Annotated in this window: 21 protein-coding genes and 1 tRNA gene; 16 read left to right on the plus strand and 6 right to left on the minus strand. The window is 63.5% G+C overall.

Annotated elements, in window-relative coordinates:
* Positions 1 to 350: 350 nt before the first annotated feature.
* Both S4A8_RS09790 and uvrB read right to left on the minus strand, forming a co-directional pair.
* On the minus strand, positions 351 to 617 hold the full coding sequence (locus S4A8_RS09790) for a P-loop NTPase family protein (protein WP_353219992.1): 267 nt from the start codon (positions 615 to 617) through the stop codon (positions 351 to 353).
* 27 nt (positions 618 to 644) lie between these two features.
* On the minus strand, positions 645 to 2,666 hold the full coding sequence (gene uvrB / locus S4A8_RS09795) for an excinuclease ABC subunit UvrB (RefSeq protein ID WP_353219993.1): 2,022 nt from the start codon (positions 2,664 to 2,666) through the stop codon (positions 645 to 647).
* A 229-nt stretch (positions 2,667 to 2,895) separates the two neighbouring features.
* On the opposite strand from uvrB, the gene S4A8_RS09800 reads away from it, so the two are divergent.
* The 13 genes from S4A8_RS09800 to S4A8_RS09860 all read left to right on the plus strand — a co-directional run bounded on the left by S4A8_RS09800 (position 2,896) and on the right by S4A8_RS09860 (position 13,279).
* Positions 2,896 to 2,971: transfer RNA gene (locus S4A8_RS09800), tRNA-Asn, on the plus strand.
* A 390-nt stretch (positions 2,972 to 3,361) separates the two neighbouring features.
* The gene (ccoN, locus tag S4A8_RS09805; protein ID WP_353219994.1) at positions 3,362 to 4,783 is read left to right on the plus strand and encodes a cytochrome-c oxidase, cbb3-type subunit I; all 1,422 of its coding nucleotides are present in this window, start codon (positions 3,362 to 3,364) and stop codon (positions 4,781 to 4,783) included.
* A gap of 17 nt (positions 4,784 to 4,800) precedes the next feature.
* A complete protein-coding gene (gene ccoO, locus S4A8_RS09810) occupies positions 4,801 to 5,418 on the plus strand; it encodes a cytochrome-c oxidase, cbb3-type subunit II (RefSeq protein ID WP_502950723.1) in 618 nt (205 codons plus the stop codon).
* 1 nt (position 5,419) lies between these two features.
* The gene (locus S4A8_RS09815) at positions 5,420 to 5,590 is read left to right on the plus strand and encodes a cbb3-type cytochrome oxidase subunit 3 (protein WP_353219996.1); all 171 of its coding nucleotides are present in this window, start codon (positions 5,420 to 5,422) and stop codon (positions 5,588 to 5,590) included.
* Positions 5,587 to 6,519, plus strand: a complete 933-nt coding sequence (gene ccoP, locus S4A8_RS09820; protein ID WP_353219997.1) for a cytochrome-c oxidase, cbb3-type subunit III — start codon at positions 5,587 to 5,589, stop codon at positions 6,517 to 6,519. Before S4A8_RS09815 ends, ccoP begins: the two co-directional genes overlap by 4 nt.
* A gap of 7 nt (positions 6,520 to 6,526) precedes the next feature.
* On the plus strand, positions 6,527 to 6,826 hold the full coding sequence (locus tag S4A8_RS09825; protein WP_353219998.1) for a hypothetical protein: 300 nt from the start codon (positions 6,527 to 6,529) through the stop codon (positions 6,824 to 6,826).
* Positions 6,823 to 8,253 (plus strand): cytochrome c oxidase accessory protein CcoG, encoded by a 1,431-nt coding sequence (ccoG, locus tag S4A8_RS09830; protein WP_353219999.1) that lies wholly within the window; start codon positions 6,823 to 6,825, stop codon positions 8,251 to 8,253. Before S4A8_RS09825 ends, ccoG begins: the two co-directional genes overlap by 4 nt.
* A 5-nt stretch (positions 8,254 to 8,258) precedes the next feature.
* On the plus strand, positions 8,259 to 8,771 hold the full coding sequence (locus S4A8_RS09835) for a FixH family protein (RefSeq protein ID WP_353220000.1): 513 nt from the start codon (positions 8,259 to 8,261) through the stop codon (positions 8,769 to 8,771).
* Positions 8,768 to 11,233, plus strand: a complete 2,466-nt coding sequence (locus tag S4A8_RS09840; RefSeq protein ID WP_353220001.1) for a heavy metal translocating P-type ATPase — start codon at positions 8,768 to 8,770, stop codon at positions 11,231 to 11,233. The genes S4A8_RS09835 and S4A8_RS09840 overlap by 4 nt, the downstream gene beginning before the upstream one ends.
* Complete coding sequence (ccoS, locus tag S4A8_RS09845; protein ID WP_353220002.1) at positions 11,230 to 11,487, plus strand: cbb3-type cytochrome oxidase assembly protein CcoS; 258 nt, start codon at positions 11,230 to 11,232, stop codon at positions 11,485 to 11,487. The genes S4A8_RS09840 and ccoS overlap by 4 nt, the downstream gene beginning before the upstream one ends.
* On the plus strand, positions 11,484 to 12,218 hold the full coding sequence (locus S4A8_RS09850) for a sulfite exporter TauE/SafE family protein (protein ID WP_353220003.1): 735 nt from the start codon (positions 11,484 to 11,486) through the stop codon (positions 12,216 to 12,218). The genes ccoS and S4A8_RS09850 overlap by 4 nt, the downstream gene beginning before the upstream one ends.
* Before the next feature lie 65 nt (positions 12,219 to 12,283).
* Complete coding sequence (azu, locus tag S4A8_RS09855) at positions 12,284 to 12,745, plus strand: azurin (RefSeq protein WP_353220004.1); 462 nt, start codon at positions 12,284 to 12,286, stop codon at positions 12,743 to 12,745.
* A 66-nt stretch (positions 12,746 to 12,811) separates the two neighbouring features.
* On the plus strand, positions 12,812 to 13,279 hold the full coding sequence (locus tag S4A8_RS09860) for a DUF3565 domain-containing protein (RefSeq protein WP_353220005.1): 468 nt from the start codon (positions 12,812 to 12,814) through the stop codon (positions 13,277 to 13,279).
* 67 nt (positions 13,280 to 13,346) lie between these two features.
* Here the strand turns inward: S4A8_RS09860 and nirK are convergent, their stop codons facing one another.
* From nirK to S4A8_RS09880, 4 genes are all read right to left on the minus strand, one after another.
* Positions 13,347 to 14,720 carry a copper-containing nitrite reductase gene (nirK, locus tag S4A8_RS09865; RefSeq protein ID WP_353220006.1) on the minus strand — a complete coding sequence of 458 codons (1,374 nt, stop codon included), beginning with the start codon at positions 14,718 to 14,720 and terminating at the stop codon, positions 13,347 to 13,349.
* A 160-nt stretch (positions 14,721 to 14,880) separates the two neighbouring features.
* A complete protein-coding gene (locus S4A8_RS09870) occupies positions 14,881 to 15,270 on the minus strand; it encodes a SirB2 family protein (protein ID WP_353220007.1) in 390 nt (129 codons plus the stop codon).
* An 18-nt stretch (positions 15,271 to 15,288) separates the two neighbouring features.
* Positions 15,289 to 16,512, minus strand: coding sequence for an NnrS family protein (locus S4A8_RS09875; RefSeq protein ID WP_353220008.1), 1,224 nt, complete (start codon positions 16,510 to 16,512; stop codon positions 15,289 to 15,291).
* Positions 16,513 to 16,648: 136 nt separating this feature from the next.
* A complete protein-coding gene (locus S4A8_RS09880; RefSeq protein ID WP_353220009.1) occupies positions 16,649 to 17,827 on the minus strand; it encodes an acetyl-CoA C-acetyltransferase in 1,179 nt (392 codons plus the stop codon).
* Positions 17,828 to 17,915: 88 nt separating this feature from the next.
* Here S4A8_RS09880 and S4A8_RS09885 point away from each other — a divergent pair, with 88 nt between their 5' ends.
* The 3 genes from S4A8_RS09885 (at position 17,916) to S4A8_RS09895 (ending at position 20,846) form a co-directional block, all read left to right on the plus strand.
* Positions 17,916 to 18,254, plus strand: coding sequence for an MGMT family protein (locus tag S4A8_RS09885; protein ID WP_353220010.1), 339 nt, complete (start codon positions 17,916 to 17,918; stop codon positions 18,252 to 18,254).
* Between the two features lie 101 nt (positions 18,255 to 18,355).
* Positions 18,356 to 19,123 (plus strand): SDR family NAD(P)-dependent oxidoreductase, encoded by a 768-nt coding sequence (locus S4A8_RS09890; RefSeq protein ID WP_353220011.1) that lies wholly within the window; start codon positions 18,356 to 18,358, stop codon positions 19,121 to 19,123.
* Between the two features lie 565 nt (positions 19,124 to 19,688).
* Positions 19,689 to 20,846: a TAXI family TRAP transporter solute-binding subunit gene (locus S4A8_RS09895; protein ID WP_353220012.1), complete on the plus strand. Its 1,158-nt coding sequence runs from the start codon at positions 19,689 to 19,691 to the stop codon at positions 20,844 to 20,846.
* The last annotated feature ends 48 nt before the right edge of the window (positions 20,847 to 20,894 follow it).

The following is a 20,894-nucleotide window of genomic DNA, read 5'->3' on the forward strand; positions in this document are numbered from 1 at the left end:
GTGGCGTGCTCGTTGCACGGTAGCAAACACTGACGCCGATCAAGCGCGCGCAAAGCCCCGGCCCCGAAGGGGTTCGGCCTCACAGACGCCGCGGCTGCGTTGCCGAGCTTGACCTGCCAATGAGGCAGGCGCTGCGCTCGGACGTCTTGTCGCAACGTCTGTGAGGACTCGAACGCGAGCCGCGAGAGGTTGTGCAGGGCTTCCCTGGCGAGCGTCCCGGGCGCTGGCCCGCATCGTAACCGGCGGCCCATGCGAGAAAAACCGGCCTGGCTGCGCCGTAGCGCTGGCGTTCGCGCGCTTGCAGACGGGCCATGCGCGTGGTCGGGTCGGTATGAATGAAGATGATGCGATCAAAGGCCATTTCCACGGCGTCGCCCCATCACCGAGCCTGCCACCACGGCACGCTCTGTCTTGCCCAGCGTCTTGAGCAAACGCTCGGCGCGCTCTGATGCGCCGTATTTGTACTGGAACGGCGGATCACTGGGCTGCCAGTAATAATCGTCTGCCTCGACCCAGGCCGCCGCCAGATGCCCGGCGAGTGCCTCGACGAGCGTACTGGTACCTGAGCCCGGACCGCCGGTGACGAGCACATGCCCTTGCCTGGCTTCGGCAGCCACGAATGCCTCGCCCGCCGCAGTGCTCGCTCAGCCGGCTTTGGCCGGCAGCTCGAAGGCATGCTCGCGCAGCTTGCCGATACGATCGCGGATTTCGCCGGCCTGCTCGAATTCCAGGTTTTCGGCGTGCTTGAACATCTGTTTTTCGAGCTTCTCGATTTCCTTGGCGAGCTGGCTCGGGGTCATGCGGGCATAGTCGGCGCCGACTTCCGCCACCTTCTTGCGCTCCTTGACCTCGCTGTATTCCTCGTAGCCATGGCGCATGACGTCGGCCACTGCCTTCTGGATGGTTTTCGGCGTAATGCCATGTTCTTCGTTGAAGGCGACCTGCTTGGCACGACGCCGTTCGGTTTCGTCGATCGCCCGGCGCATCGAGCCGGTGATCTGGTCGGCGTAGAGAATGGCGCGCCCATCGACGTTACGTGCGGCGCGGCCGATCGTTTGAATGAGCGAGCGCTCGGCGCGTAGAAAGCCTTCCTTGTCCGCATCCAGAATTCCCACCAGCGCGACTTCGGGAATATCCAGCCCCTCGCGCAGCAGGTTGATGCCGACAAGCACATCGAACTCGCCCAGGCGCAGGTCGCGAATGATCTCGCTGCGTTCGACGGTATCGATATCCGAGTGCAGATAACGCACCGCGACACCCGCCTCGTGCAGATATTCGGTGAGATCCTCGGCCATGCGCTTGGTAAGCGTGGTGACCAGTACGCGCTGGTTCTTCGCGGTGACCTCCTTGATTTCGGAGAGCAGGTCGTCGACCTGGCTTTCCGCTGGGCGGATTTCCACTGCCGGGTCGACCAGACCCGTCGGGCGCACGACCTGCTCCACCGTGTTGTCGGCGTGCTCGGTTTCATAGTTGCCCGGCGTAGCCGACACATAAATCATCTGCGGCGCCACGCGCTCGAATTCCTCGAACTTGAGCGGCCGGTTATCCAGCGCCGAGGGCAGCCGGAAGCCGTATTCGACTAGCGTTTCCTTGCGCGCGCGATCGCCCTTGTACATGCCGCCGATCTGCGGAACGGTCACATGCGACTCGTCGAGCACCATGATAGCGTCGTCGGGCAGGTAATCGAGCAGACAGGGCGGCGGCTCGCCCGGCGCACGGCCGGACAGATAGCGCGAGTAGTTCTCGATGCCCGAACAGAAGCCGATTTCGTTGATCATCTCCAGATCGAAGAGCGTGCGCTGCTCGATACGCTGGGCTTCGAGCAGTTTGCCCTGGGATTCGAACTGCTTGACCCGCTCCTTCATCTCGGCCTTGATCGAGTCCATTGCCCCGACCATACGTTCGCGCGGGGTGACGTAATGGGTCTTGGGATAGATGGTCAGGCGCGGCACCTTGCGGTTGACGGTGCCGGTGAGCGGGTCGAAATAGGACAACCGTTCGACCTCGTCATCGAACAGCTCGATACGCACGGCCTCGTCGTCTGCCTCGGCCGGAAACACGTCGATGATCTCGCCGCGCACGCGATAGCAACCGCGTTCCAACGCCACGTCGTTGCGCTTGTACTGCAGCTCGGTCAGGCGCTTGACGATATCGCGCTGGCCGATGCGATCGCCCTGGTCCAGATGCAGCACCATCGAGAAATAGGCCTTCGGATCGCCCAGGCCGTAAATGGCAGACACCGAAGCGACGATGATGGTGTCGCGCCGCTCCATGAGCGCCTTGGTCGCCGACAGGCGCATCTGCTCGATATGCTCGTTGACCGACGAGTCCTTCTCGATAAACGTATCCGAGGCCGGCACATAGGCTTCCGGCTGATAATAGTCGTAGTACGACACGAAATACTCGACCGCGTTATCGGGGAAGAACTCGCGCATTTCGCCGTACAACTGGGCGGCCAGGGTCTTGTTGGGCGCCATCACCAGCATGGGCCGCCCCGCCTGCATGGCGACATTCGCCATGGTGAAGGTCTTGCCCGAACCGGTTACGCCCAGCAGCACCTGATGCGCCAGTCCGTCTTCCAGGCCTTCCACCAGCCCGGCGATCGCCGCTGGCTGATCCCCGGCGGGCGCCCAGTCTGCCTTGAGTTTGAAACTGCTTTCGCTCATGCCATCCACGATTGGCGCGCTCGCCTGTGAAAACAAGCCTCGCACCTGCTGATTACGTATGTTTACCGATCACGCCTACGCACGGCCGCGCCAGACCGACGCAGCCCCGCCGCGATCGGCCGTTATTCGCGAACACGAGAAAAAACGCGATTCGTGCTTGCCAAATGCCTATCAGTCGCCTAGCATACGCGGCCTTCGCCACAGGGCGAACACAAACGGATATTTCGATTCCCCGGTAGCTCAGTTGGTAGAGCGGGTGACTGTTAATCACTAGGTCGGCGGTTCGAGCCCGTCCCGGGGAGCCATCCCAAGGATTTTTCGGAATATTCGAAGCAGGCCGGCGTATGCCGGCTTTTTTGTGCGCGCTATTTCTGTCGCGCGCCCGCCCTCCTGCCTGCGTCCTGCGCACCGCCCCCGCGAGGGCGCCTGGGCATCGCCTGGGCATCACATCGGCGTCCAGCCCGCTGCCGCGTCGCGCTTTCACACCTCATATATGCAGGCGCGCCAAATTGCGGCGCTGGCCGCGGCCAAGCGCCGATTATTCTTATGTTTCCGGGTATTTGATTTAGATCAATTCGCTTGCGAAGCACGGGGGCTAGCATCTGCGCGTCGCCGTACCCCGGCTCGCTGAGAAAAGCATTCGAAATCACAGCGAAAACCGGGGGTTGTCTATCTTGCAACCGCTGGAACGATCGATGGACGCTAGCCCGCGCTATAACGAGAAGGTGGTGCGCCAGTTCACGCTGGTCACCGTATTTTGGGGGATTATCGGGATGGCTGTGGGGGTGCTCATTGCCGCCCAGCTGCTGTTCCCGTCCCTGAATTTTGATATTCCCTGGTTGACCTACAGTCGCCTGCGACCACTGCATACGAACGCGGTGATTTTCGCGTTTGGTGGTTCGGGCCTGTTCGCAACCTCCTATTACGTGGTGCAACGCACCTGTCAGACCGGCCTGTTCGGCGATAAGTTCAAGCTCGCAGCCTTCACCTTCTGGGGTTGGCAGGCGGTGATCGTCGGTGCGGTCGTCACCCTGCCGTTCGGCCTGACCCAGAGCAAGGAATACGCCGAGCTGATCTGGCCGCTGGATATCCTGATCGCCGTGGTCTGGGTGGTTTACGCCATCGTGTTCTTCGGCACGATCGTCCAGCGCAAGGCCAAGCATATCTACGTGGCCAACTGGTTCTTCGGCGCCTATGTGCTGACCGTGGCGCTGCTGCATATCGTCAACAGCATCCAGATTCCGACCTCGTGGACGCATTCCTACCCGGTCTATGCCGGCGCGGTCGATGCCATGGTGCAGTGGTGGTACGGCCATAACGCGGTGGGCTTCTTCCTGACCGCAGGCTTTCTGGGGATGATGTACTACTTCGTGCCCAAGCAGGCCGGTCGCCCGATCTATTCCTACCGCCTGTCGGTGGTTCACTTCTGGGCGCTGATCTCGATCTATATGTGGGCCGGCCCGCATCACCTGCACTACACCTCGCTGCCGGAATGGGCGCAGTCGCTGGGCATGGCGTTTTCGCTGATCCTGCTGGCTCCCTCCTGGGGCGGCATGATCAACGGGATCATGACCCTGTCGGGTGCCTGGCACAAACTGCGTGACGACCCGATCATCCGCTTCTTGATCGTATCGCTGTCGTTCTACGGCATGTCGACCTTCGAGGGGCCGATGATGTCGATCAAGACCGTCAATGCCCTGTCGCACTACACCGACTGGACCATTGGCCACGTACACGCCGGCGCGTTGGGCTGGGTGGCCTTCATCACGATCGGTTCGCTTTATGCGCTGATCCCGCGCCTGTACGGCAAGACCCAGATGTATAGCGTCAAGGCAATCAGCCTGCACTTCTGGGTGGCCACGATCGGCGTGGTGCTCTATATCGCCGCGATGTGGATCTCGGGCGTGATGCAGGGCCTGATGTGGCGTGCGAGCAACCCGGACGGAACGCTGACCTACAGCTTCGTCCAGGCCTTGCAGGCGACCTACCCCTACTACGCAGTCCGTCTGCTGGGCGGCATCCTGTTCCTGGCCGGCATGTTCATCATGGCCTGGAACACCTGGCGCACGATTGCGGGCCCGCGCGAAGTCGCACAAACCGCGCCGGCCACGGCTTAATTCAGGGAGATCCGTTGATGGCATCGCATGAAGTAGTCGAGAAGAACATCGGTCTGATGGCCATTCTCATCGTCATCGTCGTGAGTATCGGCGGGCTGGTGGAAATCGTGCCGCTGTTCTTTTCCGTATCCACCACCGAACCGGCCGAGGGCATCGAGCCCTACGGCCCGCTCGAACTGGCAGGCCGCGATATCTATGTGCGGGAGGGCTGCTACAACTGCCACTCGCAGATGATTCGCCCCTTCCGGGCCGAGACCGAGCGCTACGGCCACTACTCGGTCGCCGGCGAATTCGTCTACGACCGTCCGTTCCAGTGGGGCTCCAAGCGCACCGGTCCGGATCTGGCCCGTATTGGCGGACGCTATAGCGACGAATGGCACCGCGCGCATCTGATGAACCCGCGTGACGTGGTTCCGCAGTCGAATATGCCGGCCTTCCCCTGGCTTGCCGACAACGAGGTCGACCCGGAAACGGTGGCCACCCGCATGCGGGTACAGAAGAACTGGCTGAACGTGCCCTACACGGACGCCCAGATCGACGAAGCTGCCGCCGAGCTCGAAGGCAAGACCGAAATGCAGGCCGTGATCGCCTATCTGCAGCACCTGGGCACCGATTTCTCGGCGCAGGAGAAATAGCATGAGCGTCGGCACATTGATGGGGATCGTCACCGCGATCTTTCTGGTTCTGTTCCTGGGGATCGTTGCGTGGGCTTATAGCAGCCGCCGCCGTGCGGACTTCGACGAAGCCTCGCGTCTACCGCTTAACGACAATGGCGATGACCGCCAGCATGGGGAGCGTCGGTCATGAATAATTTCTGGAGTGTATTCATCATCGTTCTGGCGCTGGCCAATATCGCCGGCTGCTGGCTGCTGATTCGCTGGACCGCCAAGCCGCGGCCGGGCGAAGCATCGGCCGATCAGACGACCGGCCATGTTTGGGACGGCGATCTGATGGAGTACAACAAGCCCATGCCGCGCTGGTGGCTGTGGCTGTTCTACATCACCATCGTCTTCGCGCTGGGCTATCTCGTGCTCTATCCGGGGCTGGGCAAGTTCACGGGCCTGCTGGGCTGGAGCCAGTACGATGCCTACGAACAACAGGTCGCAGCCGCAGAAAAACGCGTCGCGCCCCTGTTCGAGGAATATGCGGCCACGCCGATTCCGGAGCTCGCCCAGAACAGCGACGCCATGGACACCGGCCGCCGTCTGTTCGCCAACAACTGCGCCGTATGCCACGGCTCGGATGCGCGCGGGGCGACCGGCTACCCGAACCTGACCGACAACGACTGGCTTTACGGCGGCGCGCCGGAAACCATCGAGCGCACCATCCTGGGCGGACGCAACGGCATGATGCCGGGGTGGAAACCCGTGCTGGGCGAAGACGGGGTCAAGGAAGTGGCCGCCTATGTCTATCAGCTCAACGGGCGTAAACCGCAAAACCCGGATCTCGTTGCAGCCGGCAAAGAGCGCTTCGCAGCCACCTGCGTGGGCTGTCACGGTGTGGACGGTACCGGCAACCAGGCGATCGGCGCGCCCAATCTGACCGACGATACCTGGCTGCACGGCGGTTCCATCGAACAGATTCGCGATATCGTGGCCAACGGTCGCAGCAACGAGATGCCGGCCCATGCGGATCTGCTCGGCGAAGACCGCGTCCATGTACTGGCGGCCTATGTCTACAGCCTGTCGCATCCGGATGGCGCGGCCGCCACGCCCAAGGACAGCGAAAGCCCATAGGACTGCCATGAAGAACACGACCTACTACAAGCGTGACACCCGCCGTCGTATCCACGTCTGGGGTGCAACCCTGTGGCCGGCGTTCCTGGTCGCCGGCATCGGTTCGATCGTGTTCTTCGCCAATATCGATCCGGCAACGCTGCGCATGCAGACGTTGCCGGATATCGCGCTCAACCGCGAAGCCGGCTATGCCATCGGTTTTCTCATGTTCTGGGCCATCGGCGCGGCCTCGAGCGCCCTGACCGTTCTATTGCTGCGTCGGCCGAGGACACCACGGCCCGACCCGACCCCACGTGATACAAAATGACGACTCGCCAGCAGACACATCGTAGCCGCCGCAAGGGCACGTCGAGCGAGGCCGCGCCGGTACAGCCCATCAGCATGTACCAGTCGCGGGCCAAGACCTATCCGCGCGAGATCAACGGCTTCTATCAGCGCCTGCGCACACTGGCGGTGTTCGTTCTGCTCGGCCTGTTCTATCTGCTGCCCTGGATTTCATGGAACGGCCACCAGGCAGTGCTGTTCGATCTGCCGGCCCGTCAGTTTCATATCCTCGGCCTGACTTTCTGGCCCCAGGATTTCATCTATCTGACCCTGCTGCTGGTCATCTGCGCGCTGGGTCTGTTCTTCGTGACCGCCGTGGTCGGGCGTGTCTGGTGCGGCTATGCCTGCCCGCAGACAGTCTGGACCGAGGTCTTCCTCTGGGTCGAGGCCAAGATCGAAGGCGATCGCATGCATCGCATCAAGCTCGATCGCGGGCCCTGGAATGCCAACAAGATCTGGCGCAAGACGGCCAAGCACACCGTGTGGGTGGTACTTGGACTATGGACCGGCTTCACCTTCGTGGGCTTCTTCACGCCGATTACCGACCTGGGTGCACGTTTTCTCACCCTGGACGTTGGCGGCTGGGAGTTGTTCTGGACGCTGTTCTACGGCTTCGCGACCTGGGGCAATGCGGGCTTCATGCGTGAAAACGTATGCCTGTACATGTGCCCCTACGCGCGCTTTCAGAGCGCGATGTTCGACCGCGACACCTATACCGTGGCCTACGATCCCAACCGCGGCGAGCCGCGCGGGCCGCGCAAACGCGGCGCCGACCCGAACACGCTGGGCATGGGCGACTGTATCGACTGCACCATGTGTGTCCAGGTCTGCCCCACGGGTATCGATATCCGCGAAGGCCTGCAATACGAATGCATCAACTGCGGCGCCTGTGCGGACGCCTGCGATACGGTCATGGACCGGATGAATTATCCGCGCGGGCTGATTCGCTACACCAGCGAAAACGCCCTCGAAGGCAAGCGCTCGTCGCTGCTGCGTCCGCGCGTACTCATCTATGCCGCCCTGCTGCTGGTACTCGCTAGCCTGTTCGTTGTGGGTATCGGGATGCGCACGCCGCTGCGTATGGATATCCTGCCCGATCGCAATGCGTTGTATCGCGTGATCGACGACAACCACGTCGAGAATGTCTATACGATCAAGCTCATGAACATGAGCCAGGAACCGCGTCTGTACCGCATCGAAGTCGTGGGCAACGATGCCTATTCGGTCGACACCGATCCCGAGCGGGTGCGTGTCGCCCCGGGCGAAGTGCGCAACCTGCCGGCGCGGGTTCGTGTCGACAGTCGGCGTGTAGAGGGCGGCGGCCACGATATCGTGCTTCGTGCCTATAGCGTGGATGGCAGCACGTCGGTAAGCGAGACAACGCGTTTTCACATGCCGATCAACCGGTGAGCACCATGTCGATGACACAGACCGTTCGTCCCTGGTATCGCCACGTATGGCCGTGGGCGCTCATGGTGCCGCCGGCCGCATCCGTGGTGTTCTGGGTGGTCATTATCACCACTATGGCCGGCCCCCCGGATCTGGTGGTGGAAGACTATGCCAAGGTCGGGCTGACCTACACCCAGGATCAAAGCGCGCGCCAGGTCGCCGCGCGCATGGGCCTGGAAGCCAATGCCCAGGTCGATCGCGCCAGCGGTGCCGTGAGTCTGCGTGTGGACGGCTTCGACGAAGCCCCGGCCACCCTGCGCCTGGCGCTGGTGCATGCCACGAAGGCGAGCGCCGATCACGTCATCGAACTCAAACGCAACAGCGCCGGTATCTATCACGGCAGTACCCACGCCGCGATCATCGGCGCGCGCGAACTGCGCCTGGCACCCATTGATGGCGCCTGGACCGTCACCGGCCATATCACGGGCCCGCAGACAAGCGTGCGGCTCGCGCCGCACGCGCGTAACGACAGGTCGTGAGCGACGCGCCCGGCCAGTGCTATCACTGCGGGGAGCCCTTGCCGAAAGGGCCGGCACGCCGCGTTGCAATCGCTGGTGTCGAGCAACCGATGTGCTGTGCCGGCTGCGAAGCCGTCGCCCGCCTGATCGATGAAGGCGGTCTGGGTGAGTTCTATCGTTTTCGTAGCGACTTTGCGCCCACGCCCGCGGCGGAGCTCGCCGGTGCGGACGACGAATGGAATGCCTACGATCGCGACAGCGTGCGCGACAGCTACGTCCGCACCCTCGAAGGCGGCGCCAGCGAAGCCGTACTGCTGCTCGAAAACATTACCTGTGCCGCCTGCAGCTGGCTGATCGAGCGGGTGCTCGCCGACGACGAAGCGGTCATCCGCATCCAAGTCAACCCCGCCACCGGCCGGGCCATTCTGCGCTGGCATGCGGATATCACGGCGCTGTCAACGTTGCTGCGGCGTATCGCGCATCTGGGTTATCGCCCGCATCTGCTCAGCGCCGACCAGGCCGTGCCGCTGTTCACGCGCGAGCGCCGCGCCGCGCTCAAGCGCCTGATCGTCGCCGGGCTGGGCATGATGCAGGTGATGATGTATGCCGTGGCCCTCTATGCCGGCGCCATCTATGACGATATGGATGCCGATATCGCCCTGTTTCTGCGCGGCGTGAGCCTGCTGGTCGCCACCCCGGTGCTGCTGTATTCCGGTACGCCGTTTCTGCGCGGCGCCTGGCGCGATCTACGCGCGCGACGCCCCGGCATGGATGTGCCGGTGAGTCTGGCCATCGGCGGTGCCTACATCGCTAGCGTCTACCACTTTTTCACCGGCGGCGAGATCTATTTCGACTCGGTGACAATGTTCGTGTTCTTTCTGACCACGGCACGTTTTCTGGAGATGAGCGCACGCCACCGTGCAGCGATCGCCACCGGCGACACCGCGCGTGCCCTGCCGGCGACAGCGCGGCGCATCGCCACGAACGGCGATACGCAAACCGTGCCACTGGCCGAGCTGCGCACCGGTGATCGCGTGCGCGTCCCGGCCGGCGCGATCGTGCCCGGCGACGGACGCATCGTCGCCGGCCAGAGTACCTTCGACGAATCCCTGCTCTCCGGCGAATTCATGCCGGCTGCCCATGGCGAGAACGAAGCCGCGATCGCCGGCAGCCTCAACCTCACCGCGAGCGTCGATATCGAGATCGAACGCATTGGTCAGAACACACTGGTGGCCGGCATCGTGCGTCTGCTCGAACGCGCCCAGAGCGAACGCCCGCGCCTGGCACTGCTGGCCGACCGGATCGCCGGCGTGTTCGTATCCGCCGTGCTGGTGCTCGCCTGTGCGACCGGTCTGTACTGGTGGCAGGTCGCCCCCGATCTGACTTTGCCGATCGTACTCGCCGTGCTGGTGGTGACCTGCCCCTGTGCCCTCTCGCTGGCCACGCCCACCGCCTTCGTCGCCGGTACCGCGTCGCTGGCCCGACGTGGCCTGCTCGTGGCCCGCGCGGGCGCATTGCAGACGCTGGCCAGTGCCGATCACCTGATTCTCGACAAGACCGGCACGCTCACCGAGGCGCGCCTGCGTATCGAGCGGGTGGACTGTCTCACCCCGGACTACGATGCCGATCACTGCCGGCGGCTGGCTGCCGCGTTGCAGGCCCACTCCACCCACCCGATCGCCCAGGCCTTTGCGCCGGATTTCGACGACACGCTGCGCGCCAGCGATATACGCGAACAGGCCGGCCACGGTATCGAAGGCGATGTCGCCGGCCGGCATCTACGGCTGGGCCAACCGGCCTGGCTGGGGCTGGACGAACACAGCCCCGAGGGCGCCACGCCGGTGGTGCTGGAAGTCGACGGCCAGGCCGTGGCCCGATTTCTGCTGCAGGACACGCCACGACCCCAGGCCGAGGCGTCGCTGGCGGCATTGCGTGAACTCGGCTTCACCCTGGAAATCGCCAGCGGCGACAGCCCGGGCGCGGTACAGAGCCTCGCCCAGCGTATGGGCATCGACGAATGGCGTGCACGTATGACGCCGGAAGACAAACTCGCACGCCTGCGCAGCCTCCAGAGCCAGGGCCGACGGGTGGTCATGGTCGGCGACGGCATCAACGATGCCCCGGTACTCGGCGGCGCGGATGTGTCCGTGGCCATGGGCAGTGGCTCGGTGCTCGCCCAATCCAAGGCCGACATGCTGCTGACCCGCGCGCAGCTGGCCGATCTCGCCGATGGCGTACGCATGGCCCGGCGCACGATGCGCGTCATCCACCAGAACCTGGCCTGGGCGGCCTGCTACAACCTCGTCGCCCTGCCGCTGGCGGCCTGCGGCCTGGTCGAGCCGTGGATGGCGGCCCTGGGCATGTCGGCCAGTTCCCTGCTGGTAGTCGCCAACGCGGCCCGGCTGGCGCGCGCGTCCTCTCAGGCAGCAGGCGTCGGCGCTACGCCGCTGCCCATGCAGCCGACGCCGGCGGTGTCGACATGATGATCGTGCTCGTATTGCTGCCGCTGACGCTGGTGCTCGTCGGCATCGCGGTGTGGGCGTTTTTCTGGGCGGTGGGGGACGGCCAGTTCGACGACATGGACAGCCCCGCCTATCGCATCCTGCTCGACGACGATGATGATTGGTCCACGCCCGCCGACCAAAACAAAACCACTCAACACGAGCACCCACCCGAAAAGCAATCAGCGGGCGACGATACGCCGGCGGGTGCGCCCCCACGCGAGCCGCGCCAATGAGCGCGGACGGGTTGACGTTTGCTGCGGCGCTGATCGCCGGCCTGGTCGGCAGTTCACACTGCGTGGCCATGTGTGGCGGCATTGCCATCGCGTTCGGCGCGCAGAGCCGTCGCCGGCCGATTGTTTCCGCGCTGCTCTACAACAGCGGGCGTATTACCAGTTATTGCATCGCCGGTGCGCTGGCCGGTGGTCTCGGGGTCGGCCTGGGTCAGCTGCTCGAACCGCAACTGCTGATCGTGATTCTGCGCGCGCTGGCCGGCGCCATGCTCATCGCTATCGGTTTGCAGATCGCGCTGAACTGGCGCCTGTTGCGCCCGATCGAGAATATCGGTTTTCGGCTTTGGCAAAAGGTTTCACCCGCCGCACGCGCCCTGGTCGGGCGTCGTGGCGCCCTGCCTGCCCTGGCGCTGGGCGGCTTGTGGGGCTGGCTGCCCTGCGGGCTGGTCTATTCGATGCTGGTGGCGGCGACCTTCAGCGGCGGCAGCTTGCAAGGCGCCGCTTTGATGCTGGCGTTCGGCCTGGGCACGGCACCCGCGCTGATTGCCACCGGCACTGCCGCATCGCGACTACAGCGGCTCACGCGCAAGCCATCGTTCCGGCGCGCGGGCGGCGCGTTCGTGGTGCTGCTGGGACTCACGACCGCGGCCATGCCCTGGCTGATGCAGCATGCCCCGGCTGGCGGTTATCTGAATCTGCTCGGTCTATGCGGCCCGGGCGCGACCTCTCTCTAGCCTGGCGTTTCGATATGGCCGACGCGGGCTGAACCTGTCACCCAACCTGTAATAAGGAAACGATGATGATGAAGAAATTTCTGGCAGCAAGTGCAATCACGGCGGTCGGCGCCGTATTCATGGCAGGCCCCGCGGCTGCGGCCGATAGCTGCGAGCTGTCGATCACCGGCAACGATCAGATGCAATACAACAAGTCCGAACTGGTCGTACCGGCCGATTGTGATGAAGTAACCGTCACCCTCGAGCATACCGGCAAGATGCCGGTCGCCCAGATGGGCCACAACTGGGTGCTGTCCAAGGAAGCCGACAAGCAGGCCATCACCTCCGAAGGCATGCAGGCCGGCCTGGACAACGAATATCTGCCCGACGACGACAAGGTCATCGCCCATACCGATCTGATCGGCGGCGGTGAATCGTCGAGCGTTACGTTCAGCACTGCGGATCTCAAAGCCGGTGGGGACTACAGCTACTACTGCACCTTCCCGGGCCACAGCTCGATGATGCACGGCAAGCTGATCGTCAAGTAAGCGACCGGCGGTCATCGCATTGGGGCCACGCGGCGATTGTCGCGTGGCCTTTTTTATGGAAATCGAATGCAGCGCAATATTCTCGGTTTTGGCCGCGACGACGAAGGCGACTGGACTGCCCATCTGGCCTGCGGCCATAACCGACACGTTCGCCACCGCCCGCCGTTGATCAACCGCCCCTGGGTCGTACACGCAGCCGGGCGCGCCGCCTGGCTGGGTCGGTCGTTCGATTGCCTGCGCTGCGACCGTCTGGAATGGCCCGTCCGGATACTCGAACATCGCCCGCCGGACCGCGCGTTCGCGCTCACAGCGGACGACGCCCACAACGGCATGCTTGCCTATGACGGCTCACCGCACGGCCTCTGGCGCGAAATCGAAATCGAGGCCGGCTCCGCCCTGCTGCACATCGCGGCGCTTGGCCTCGAACAACCGCTCGGCCCGGGCACAAATACCGCCATACCGCCGGCGCTCGCGTTCCGTGTGCAGGCGCTTGCAACGCTGCGTGGGCATATTCGCGCGTACCGACTCATCTGAACGCGCCTTTTAAACAAAAAAGCCGGCGCGGTAAGCGCCGGCTTGGTTGCTTAGCGAAAACCTGTGCTCAACCACCGCCCGGATTGTAGATTTCCGGTACATCGTCGCCTTCGACTTTCAGAAAGCCAGCCAACCCGCGCTCCATGCGGCTCAGCGCATGGTCGACAAGCACATACTTGCCAGGCACTTCCAGTTCGAAATCGACAATCGTCGCACCGCCCGGCGGTACGCTGATGGTCTGGATGTGCTCGGCCGGCGCGCTGGTGGTGCCGCCCCAGGCATAGGCCTTGTCGAACATCTCGCCAATGACGTGGAACGACGAGGTTGCATTCGGGCCGCCTACACCGAAATAGATGCGCACGGTTTCACCAACCTTTGCGGTCAGCGGATGCTTGTCGGTCAGCGCACCGACGGCACCATTGAATACGTAGTATTCGGGCTTTTCGTCGAGTAGCTTGCGCACGTCGAAGGACTGCTCGCCGTGCTGGCCATAGCGCTGCGTGGTATAGATTTCGCCCTGCATCACATAGAACTCGTGGTCGACTGGCGGCAGCCCGCCTTCCGGTTCGACCAGAATCATGCCGTACATGCCGTTGGCAATATGGTGCGCGACCATTGGCGTGGCACAGTGATAGACATAAAGCCCCGGCTTGATCGCCTTGAACGACAGGCTTTTCTTCGATCCCGGCGGCACCTGGAGCACGGCAGCGCCACCCCCCGGGCCGGTGACGGCATGAAAGTCCACCGAGTGGATCATCGTGCTGTCCTCGGCATTACTGAGCGTCAGATCAACGGTATCGCCTTCACGCACACGCAGTAGCGGCCCCGGCACCTGACCGTCGAATGTCCAGTAGCGATAGCTCGTGCCGTCGGCCAGCCGGGCCTGTTTTTCGACGGTCTGCATCTCGACGCGCACGGTCTTGGGTTCGCGTTCGCCGATCGGGGCAGGCACATCGGCCGGGTCGCGGCTGATATCGGCGAGCGTGTCGTTTTCATCGCTGGCTTGGCTGTCGCCGACGATCAGCTTGCCTTCCATGCCCGCCGCGCGATGGCCGGGCACGGTACAGAAGTAGTCGAATTGGCCCGCTTCATTGGCACGAAACACGAATACCGAGCTCGAATCCTGACCCACGACGGGATCGGACTTCGCACTCAGCTCGGGAATGGCGATATCGTGCATTGCGCCGTCGCCGTTTATCAGCGTGAGCTGCACGACCGCGCCTTGGGGTACCGTGATGTCGGGATTGATACGGCCGTCGATCTTGCCGCCCACGCCCTGAAAATACATACCCTCTTTGCCGATGCCCGTTTTCAGCGTGATCGAGACATCCGGTTTCAAGCCCACGCCGTCGGCGATATTCGTTTGTGATGCGCCGGCCACGGACACGCCGCCGCACAACAGCAATAGCCCCAATAGACCAATCCAGTACCTTCGTTTCATCCCTGCCTTCCCTGATTAGGCGTTATCGATAGCGCGCAGGATAGGCAGGCACATACCGACCGGCTTTGATGTCGATCAAGGCACGGTGCTTGGAAAAAAATCTAGTGCGTTTGGACCCTTGGGGCGACGGCAACGCAAACCGGCCGGCAGCCCGCGACGTCTACGCGAAGAGTCCGTAAGGGCTGTGCGTGAGCGCCACACTCACGATATAGGCAAACACCAGCAATGCCGCCAGACAGGCCGTGACACGTATGGTCCTGGTTGCGCCGCGTTTGAGCCCGATCGTGCCGAGTAGGATATACGCCACCAAGGCGACCACCTTGGCCGTCAGCCAGGGCTGGACGCCCGGATACTGGCCCAGCAAAAGCACCAGGCCCAGCGCGCTGAGTAACAGCATGGTATCGACACAATGCGGCAGTATGCGCACCCAGCGGCGTTCGAGCCGCTCCGGGGCAAACAGCATCCAGTTCGCACGTACTACGAACAGAACCAGCGTGAGCGCGACACAGGTCACGTGCACGCTTTTCAAGCCGACATACCACATCGTCATGGGGCCAATGCGAGCGGATCAGCCCGGCTGGCCGTCGACCCGTGGTTGGCAGTAGATCCGACCATAGCGAATGGCCCAGGGCACGATCGCCTCGAACCAGGCGCCGATCGCCACCAATATGAACAACCACCGCACGTCGCCAACCGTCACGGCCGCGAGCAGGCGCGCCAGTACCGCCAGCTGCAGGATGAGAAAACACAGCACGCTCAGATCATCCATTTCCAGCCGGCGGCCCGAATGGCCGAGGCTGACGCGCGTGACCATGGCGAACACCATGCTGGTGGCCAGGCCCATACCCAGCGCATGCGTCGGCGCAAGCCCGAGGATCGCACCATGGCCCGTGGCCAGTGCCAGGCTCTGAATGGCCGACAGCGCGGCCGCAATCGGCAGCCAGGCGAAGGCCATATGCAACGACCAGAGCAAGGGCACGTGCGGCGCCGCCCAGCCACGCCAGCGCAGCGCATGCCAGCCGGTAATAGCGGCCAACGGTAGATCGAGCAGGAATAGCCAGGCCTGATGGTCGTTGAATAGCAGCACACCATGCGCAAGCAACAGCGCCACCACCAGCGGTGGGCTCCAGGCGGGCTGATAGCGTTCATAGCCGGCAATCATCGGCTCGGAAAAAAACGGCAACATGCGATGGGCCACGACGAACACGATGGGTGCGACGAACCCCCAGAGCGCAAGCGCGGGCATGGCCGCGAACAACGACCATTGATCGTCGGCCACCGCGCCCAGACCCAGCAGCGCGCCAATACAGCCAATCGCAATGACAATTACCGACCAGCGCGCATGCATGACGGACGCCGCGCGCGCGCGCAATACACAGCCAATCAATACCGCCAGGCCGAACGACCACGCAATACCCGTGAGCGCCAACCCTGCTTCCAGGCAGTACGGCGCGCCAAGGGCCCCCGCCACGGTCAACGCATAGCCGCCATATAGCAGACCGGCCATGCTCCGATATGCCGCGGGACGCACCGGGGCCACGCCCACCCAGCGCGGCAGCGCCGTGAGCGCGAAACCGAACACGAAGAAGGGGAACACGCCCAGTGTCATCAACCAGGCATGCAGCCAGACCGGTGCAACCGGATAAGCCACGTCGATGCCCGCCCAACGCAGCCCCAGAACCGGCGCCCACCAGAGCATGCCCAACACCAGCGCCCAGAGGCCACCCCAGAAAAACAGCCGATGCGGTGCCCGGATCAGACACCCCATGGCTTCGAATACCGAACCCGGCATCCTGCCCCCGATTGCAGACCAAATATCGGCCGACTATGCCGCGCGCAGGCAGGGCGAACATTGATAGAAATCAAACCACACTGCCGCAGCACGTGCAGCACTCAGCTCGCGGCCGATCGGATCGGCTCAGCCGAATCTAGAGCCGCTCGATAATGGTGACATTGGCCATGCCACCCCCTTCACACATGGTCTGCAAGCCGTAACGGCCGCCGCGTGCAATCAGCGCGTGCACGAGTGTGGTCATCAGCTTGGTGCCCGATGCACCCAGCGGATGGCCCAGGGCGATGGCGCCGCCATTGACGTTCATTCGCTCGGGATCGGCCCCGGTGGATTGCAACCAGGCCAGCGGAATGGACGCGAAGGCTTCGTTGACCTCGAACAGATCGATATCGTCGATGGCCATGCCCGCCCGGTCGAGCGCGCGCTGGGTCGCCGGCAATGGCGCTTCCAGCATGATGACCGGATCGTGCCCCATCACACTCATATGATGGATGCGTGCCAGCGGCTCGACGCCCAACCGCTTGAGCCCGGCTTCGCTGACCACCATCACGCCACTGGCGCCGTCACAGATCTGGCTGGCCGTGGCCGCCGAGATACGCCCGCCCTCGGCCAGCGTTTTCACCCCGCCGATGGCATCCAGTGTGGCATCGAAACGGATGCCTTCATCCACGCGGTGCTCGATTTGCTCGCCGGATTCGGGGTCGAGCACCGACACTGGCAGGATTTCGTCGTCGAAGGCCCCCGTCTGGGTCGCGCGAATCGCGCGCTGATGGCTCTCCAGGGCGAATTCGTCGAGCGCCGCCCGTTCGATACCGTATTTGGCGGCTACCATTTCCGCCCCCTCGAACTGGCTGAACAACGCCGTATCCGGATAACGCGCCTGAATGGCTGGGCTCATATAAATGCCCATATCGGCTTTCTTCGCCAGCGTCAGCGGCGCGCCCATGGGCACCCGGGTCATGCTCTCGACGCCGCCGGCGATCACGACATCCATGGTCCCGGACATCACCGCCTGGGCGGCGAAATGCAAGGCCTGCTGCGACGAGCCGCATTGCCGGTCCACGCTGGTACCGGGCACCGCCTCGGGCAGGCTCGATGCCAGCACCGCATTGCGTGCCACATTGGCGGCCTGCTCGCCCACCTGGCCGACACAGCCCAGAATGACATCGTCGATCGTATCCGGCGCGATCTGGGTACGTGCGACCAGACCGTCGATCAAGGTCGCTGCCAGATCCACCGGATGCCAGCCGGCCAGACGGCCGCCGCGGCGTGCGCCGGCCGTACGTAGTGCAGATACGATATAGGCTTGTGTCATGAAAACGGCTCGCAGTTATCCGATGAGGCGGGACCGTCTTTGTGCCACCCTGGATAGCCGCTGTAAAGCCTGCAACCGCAGTCTGCTGATGTCCCAAGACCAAGCCCCGAACCGCCGCTGTGAATCCGCCTATACGGCGGTTTTCGATATGGTGCGCCGTATCCCCCCGGGGCGCGTATGCACCTATGGCACCGTCGCACGTCTGGTCGGACGCCCCGGCGCGGCACGGGTGGTCGGCTATGCCATGCATCGCTGCCCGCCCGGCCTGCCCTGGCATCGCGTGATCAATGCCCAGGGCCGTATTTCGCTGCCGGCCGACAGCACGGCGGGCATGACCCAACGACGCCGCCTCGAAGAAGAAGGTGTCGTGCTCATCGGCGGCAGGGTCGACCTTGCCCGCTTTGGCTGGCCGGATGACCACGAATAGGGGCTGCTCAGCGCAGTGGTAGGCTGGCTGGTGCATTCGCGAGCCGGCGCGCAAATCCCGTAATTTTTCCGGCGAATAGAACAATTCAGGAAGGAGATGCCATGCAAATCGCCGATCGTTGTTTTCTGATTACCGGGGGCGGCTCCGGGCTGGGTGCTGCGAGCGCGCGCATGCTCGTCGACGCTGGCGCGCGGGTCGTGCTGGCCGACGTCAATGCCGATGCCGGTCAGCAGTGTGCCGAAGCACTTGGCGCAGCTGCCCGCTTCGTCAACTGCGATGTCACCCGCGAAGAGGATGGCAAGGCCGCGGTCGCCGCGGCACGCGCCCATGGCGGCGGCCTGCACGGCCTGCTCAACTGTGCGGGTATCGGCATTCCTTCGAAGGTGCTCGGCAAGAACGGCCCGCACGATCTCGCCACCTTTTCCAAGGTGATCCAGATCAACCTGATCGGCAGTTTCAACATGATTCGTCTGGCCAGCGAGGCGATGGCCGCCGGCGACGCCCAGGACGACGACGAACGCGGCGTGATCATCAATACGGCCTCCGTGGCCGCTTATGAAGGCCAGATCGGCCAGGCCTCCTATTCGGCGTCGAAAGGCGGCATCGTGAGCATGACCCTGCCAATCGCCCGCGAGCTCGCCCGCCACGGTATTCGCGTAATGACGATCGCGCCCGGCATATTCGATACGCCGATGATGGCCGAACTGCCCGAGGAGGTGCGCGAATCGCTGGGCCGCATGGTGCCATTCCCGCCCCGCCTGGGCCGTCCTGATGAATATGCGCGCCTAGCCCGCGACATCATCGAAAACACCATGCTCAATGGCAGCACCATTCGTCTGGATGGCGCCATTCGCATGCAGCCCAAGTAACCCGCCATGCGTGGCCACGGTGCGCGACGCCGCGCACCGTCGGCATTATCGACAACTCCGTAACGCATCATACGAAGGTATAACCGGTCAGATGCCGAAAGGTCGATAAGTTAATCCGGAATACGCCGCGGTCGTAGCGACAACGCGCTTAAAACGGCGACCGAACAGCGATTTCGTTAATCTCGGCGAAACGGTGTTTCGATAAAATATCGGTTCGCGGTTGCAATTGCCCCGGCCCGCGCGCGAGATACGATTTATGTTGCACGATTGCGGCGCTACCGGCCGCAATCGCTGTGACGTCACGTCGGTGGTTTTTCCGCTAGTGCGTATTTTTCGTCGCGATAACAGCTGCGCAGCTGTGCCAGCGCGGGTACTCGCGTTCAGCGACGGCCTTTCCCCATTCTCGGCGAACCGCGCGTACGTCGCCCCCAGGGCGTCGCGTTGACCACGCGATAGCGTGCGCATACGCTTTGCGACCAGATGTTCGCTATGCAGTCGCATCGAGCACGCACGACGGTGAGTTTGCCGCGATCCGTCGCACGAACAGCACAATAAGGAGAAACCCATGCGCCTGAAACCCACGCTTCGCGCGTTCTCGCCCCTGCTACTGAGCGCCGCGCTCGGTCTGAGCCATGCAAGCGGTGCGCTCGCCGCCGACGATAGCCAGCCCGATCTGCCGCGTTCGATGACCTGGTCGTCCTACGACGTCGGTTCTGCCGGCTATGCCGAAGCTTCCGCCATCGCCGATGCGTTCGGACGCAAGTACGGCACCCGTATTCGTATCCAGCCCTCCGGTTCGGCTATCGGCCGGCTGCAGCCGCTGCTGACCAAGCGCGCCGAAGTCGCCTATCTGGCCACGGAAGCCTTCTTTGCCTCGGAAGGCGTGGCGGATTTCGCCGATCGCCGCTGGGGTCCGCAGGATCTGCGTGCGCTGGCCGGCCGGCCCTCCTCGTTCGGTATCTTCACCGCGGCGGACGCCAATATCCGCACGATGCAGGACCTCAAGGGCAAGCGCTTTGCCTATGTCGCCGGCAACCCGTCGATCAACCTCAAGTGCGACGCCCTGCTGGGCGCGGCCGGGCTGACGCGCGACGATGTCGATGCACGCATGTTCCCGACCTATAACGCCACCATGAGCTCGCTGGCTCAGGGCAAGGCCGACGCGTCCTGCACCACCACCACGCCGAGCCAGCTCTATGAACTGGCCGAATCGCCGCGCGGCATTCACTGGCTGGAAGTCGACCCGGACGACAAGAAAGCCTGGGACCGTCTGCGCCAGATCGCACCGTTTCTCCAGCCCTACACCGAGACGGTCGGCGCCGGCCTGAGCGAAGACAACCCGGTCAATATCTTCGCCTATCGCTATCCGGTGCTCACCGTGCGCGCCGATCAGGATGAAGATTTCGTCTACAACTATCTCAAGGCGTTCGACGAAACCTATCCGATGTACAAGGACGGCACGGCGGTCATGAACCGCTGGAAGCTGGACAAGGCCGGCACCCCGCCGATCGATGTGCCGTTTCATCCGGGTGCGATCAAGTACCTGAAGGAAAAAGGCATCTGGACCGACGAAATGCAGGCCTGGAACGACAAGCGCCTGGCCCGTCTGGAAGCGCTGCAGGCCGCCTGGAAGAAGGCCGTGGCCGAGGGCGAAGGCAAGAGCGACGAAGCCTTTGCCAAAATCTGGGACAACTATCGGCAGCAGGCAATCGACTCGCTCTAGTCGATAGCCGCCGCAGCACGACCGGCCGGCCTTTTTGCCGGCCGGTTT

This window comes from Salinisphaera sp. S4-8 (genome assembly GCF_040361235.1).
In the GTDB taxonomy this organism is placed as follows: Bacteria; Pseudomonadota; Gammaproteobacteria; order Nevskiales; family Salinisphaeraceae; genus Salinisphaera.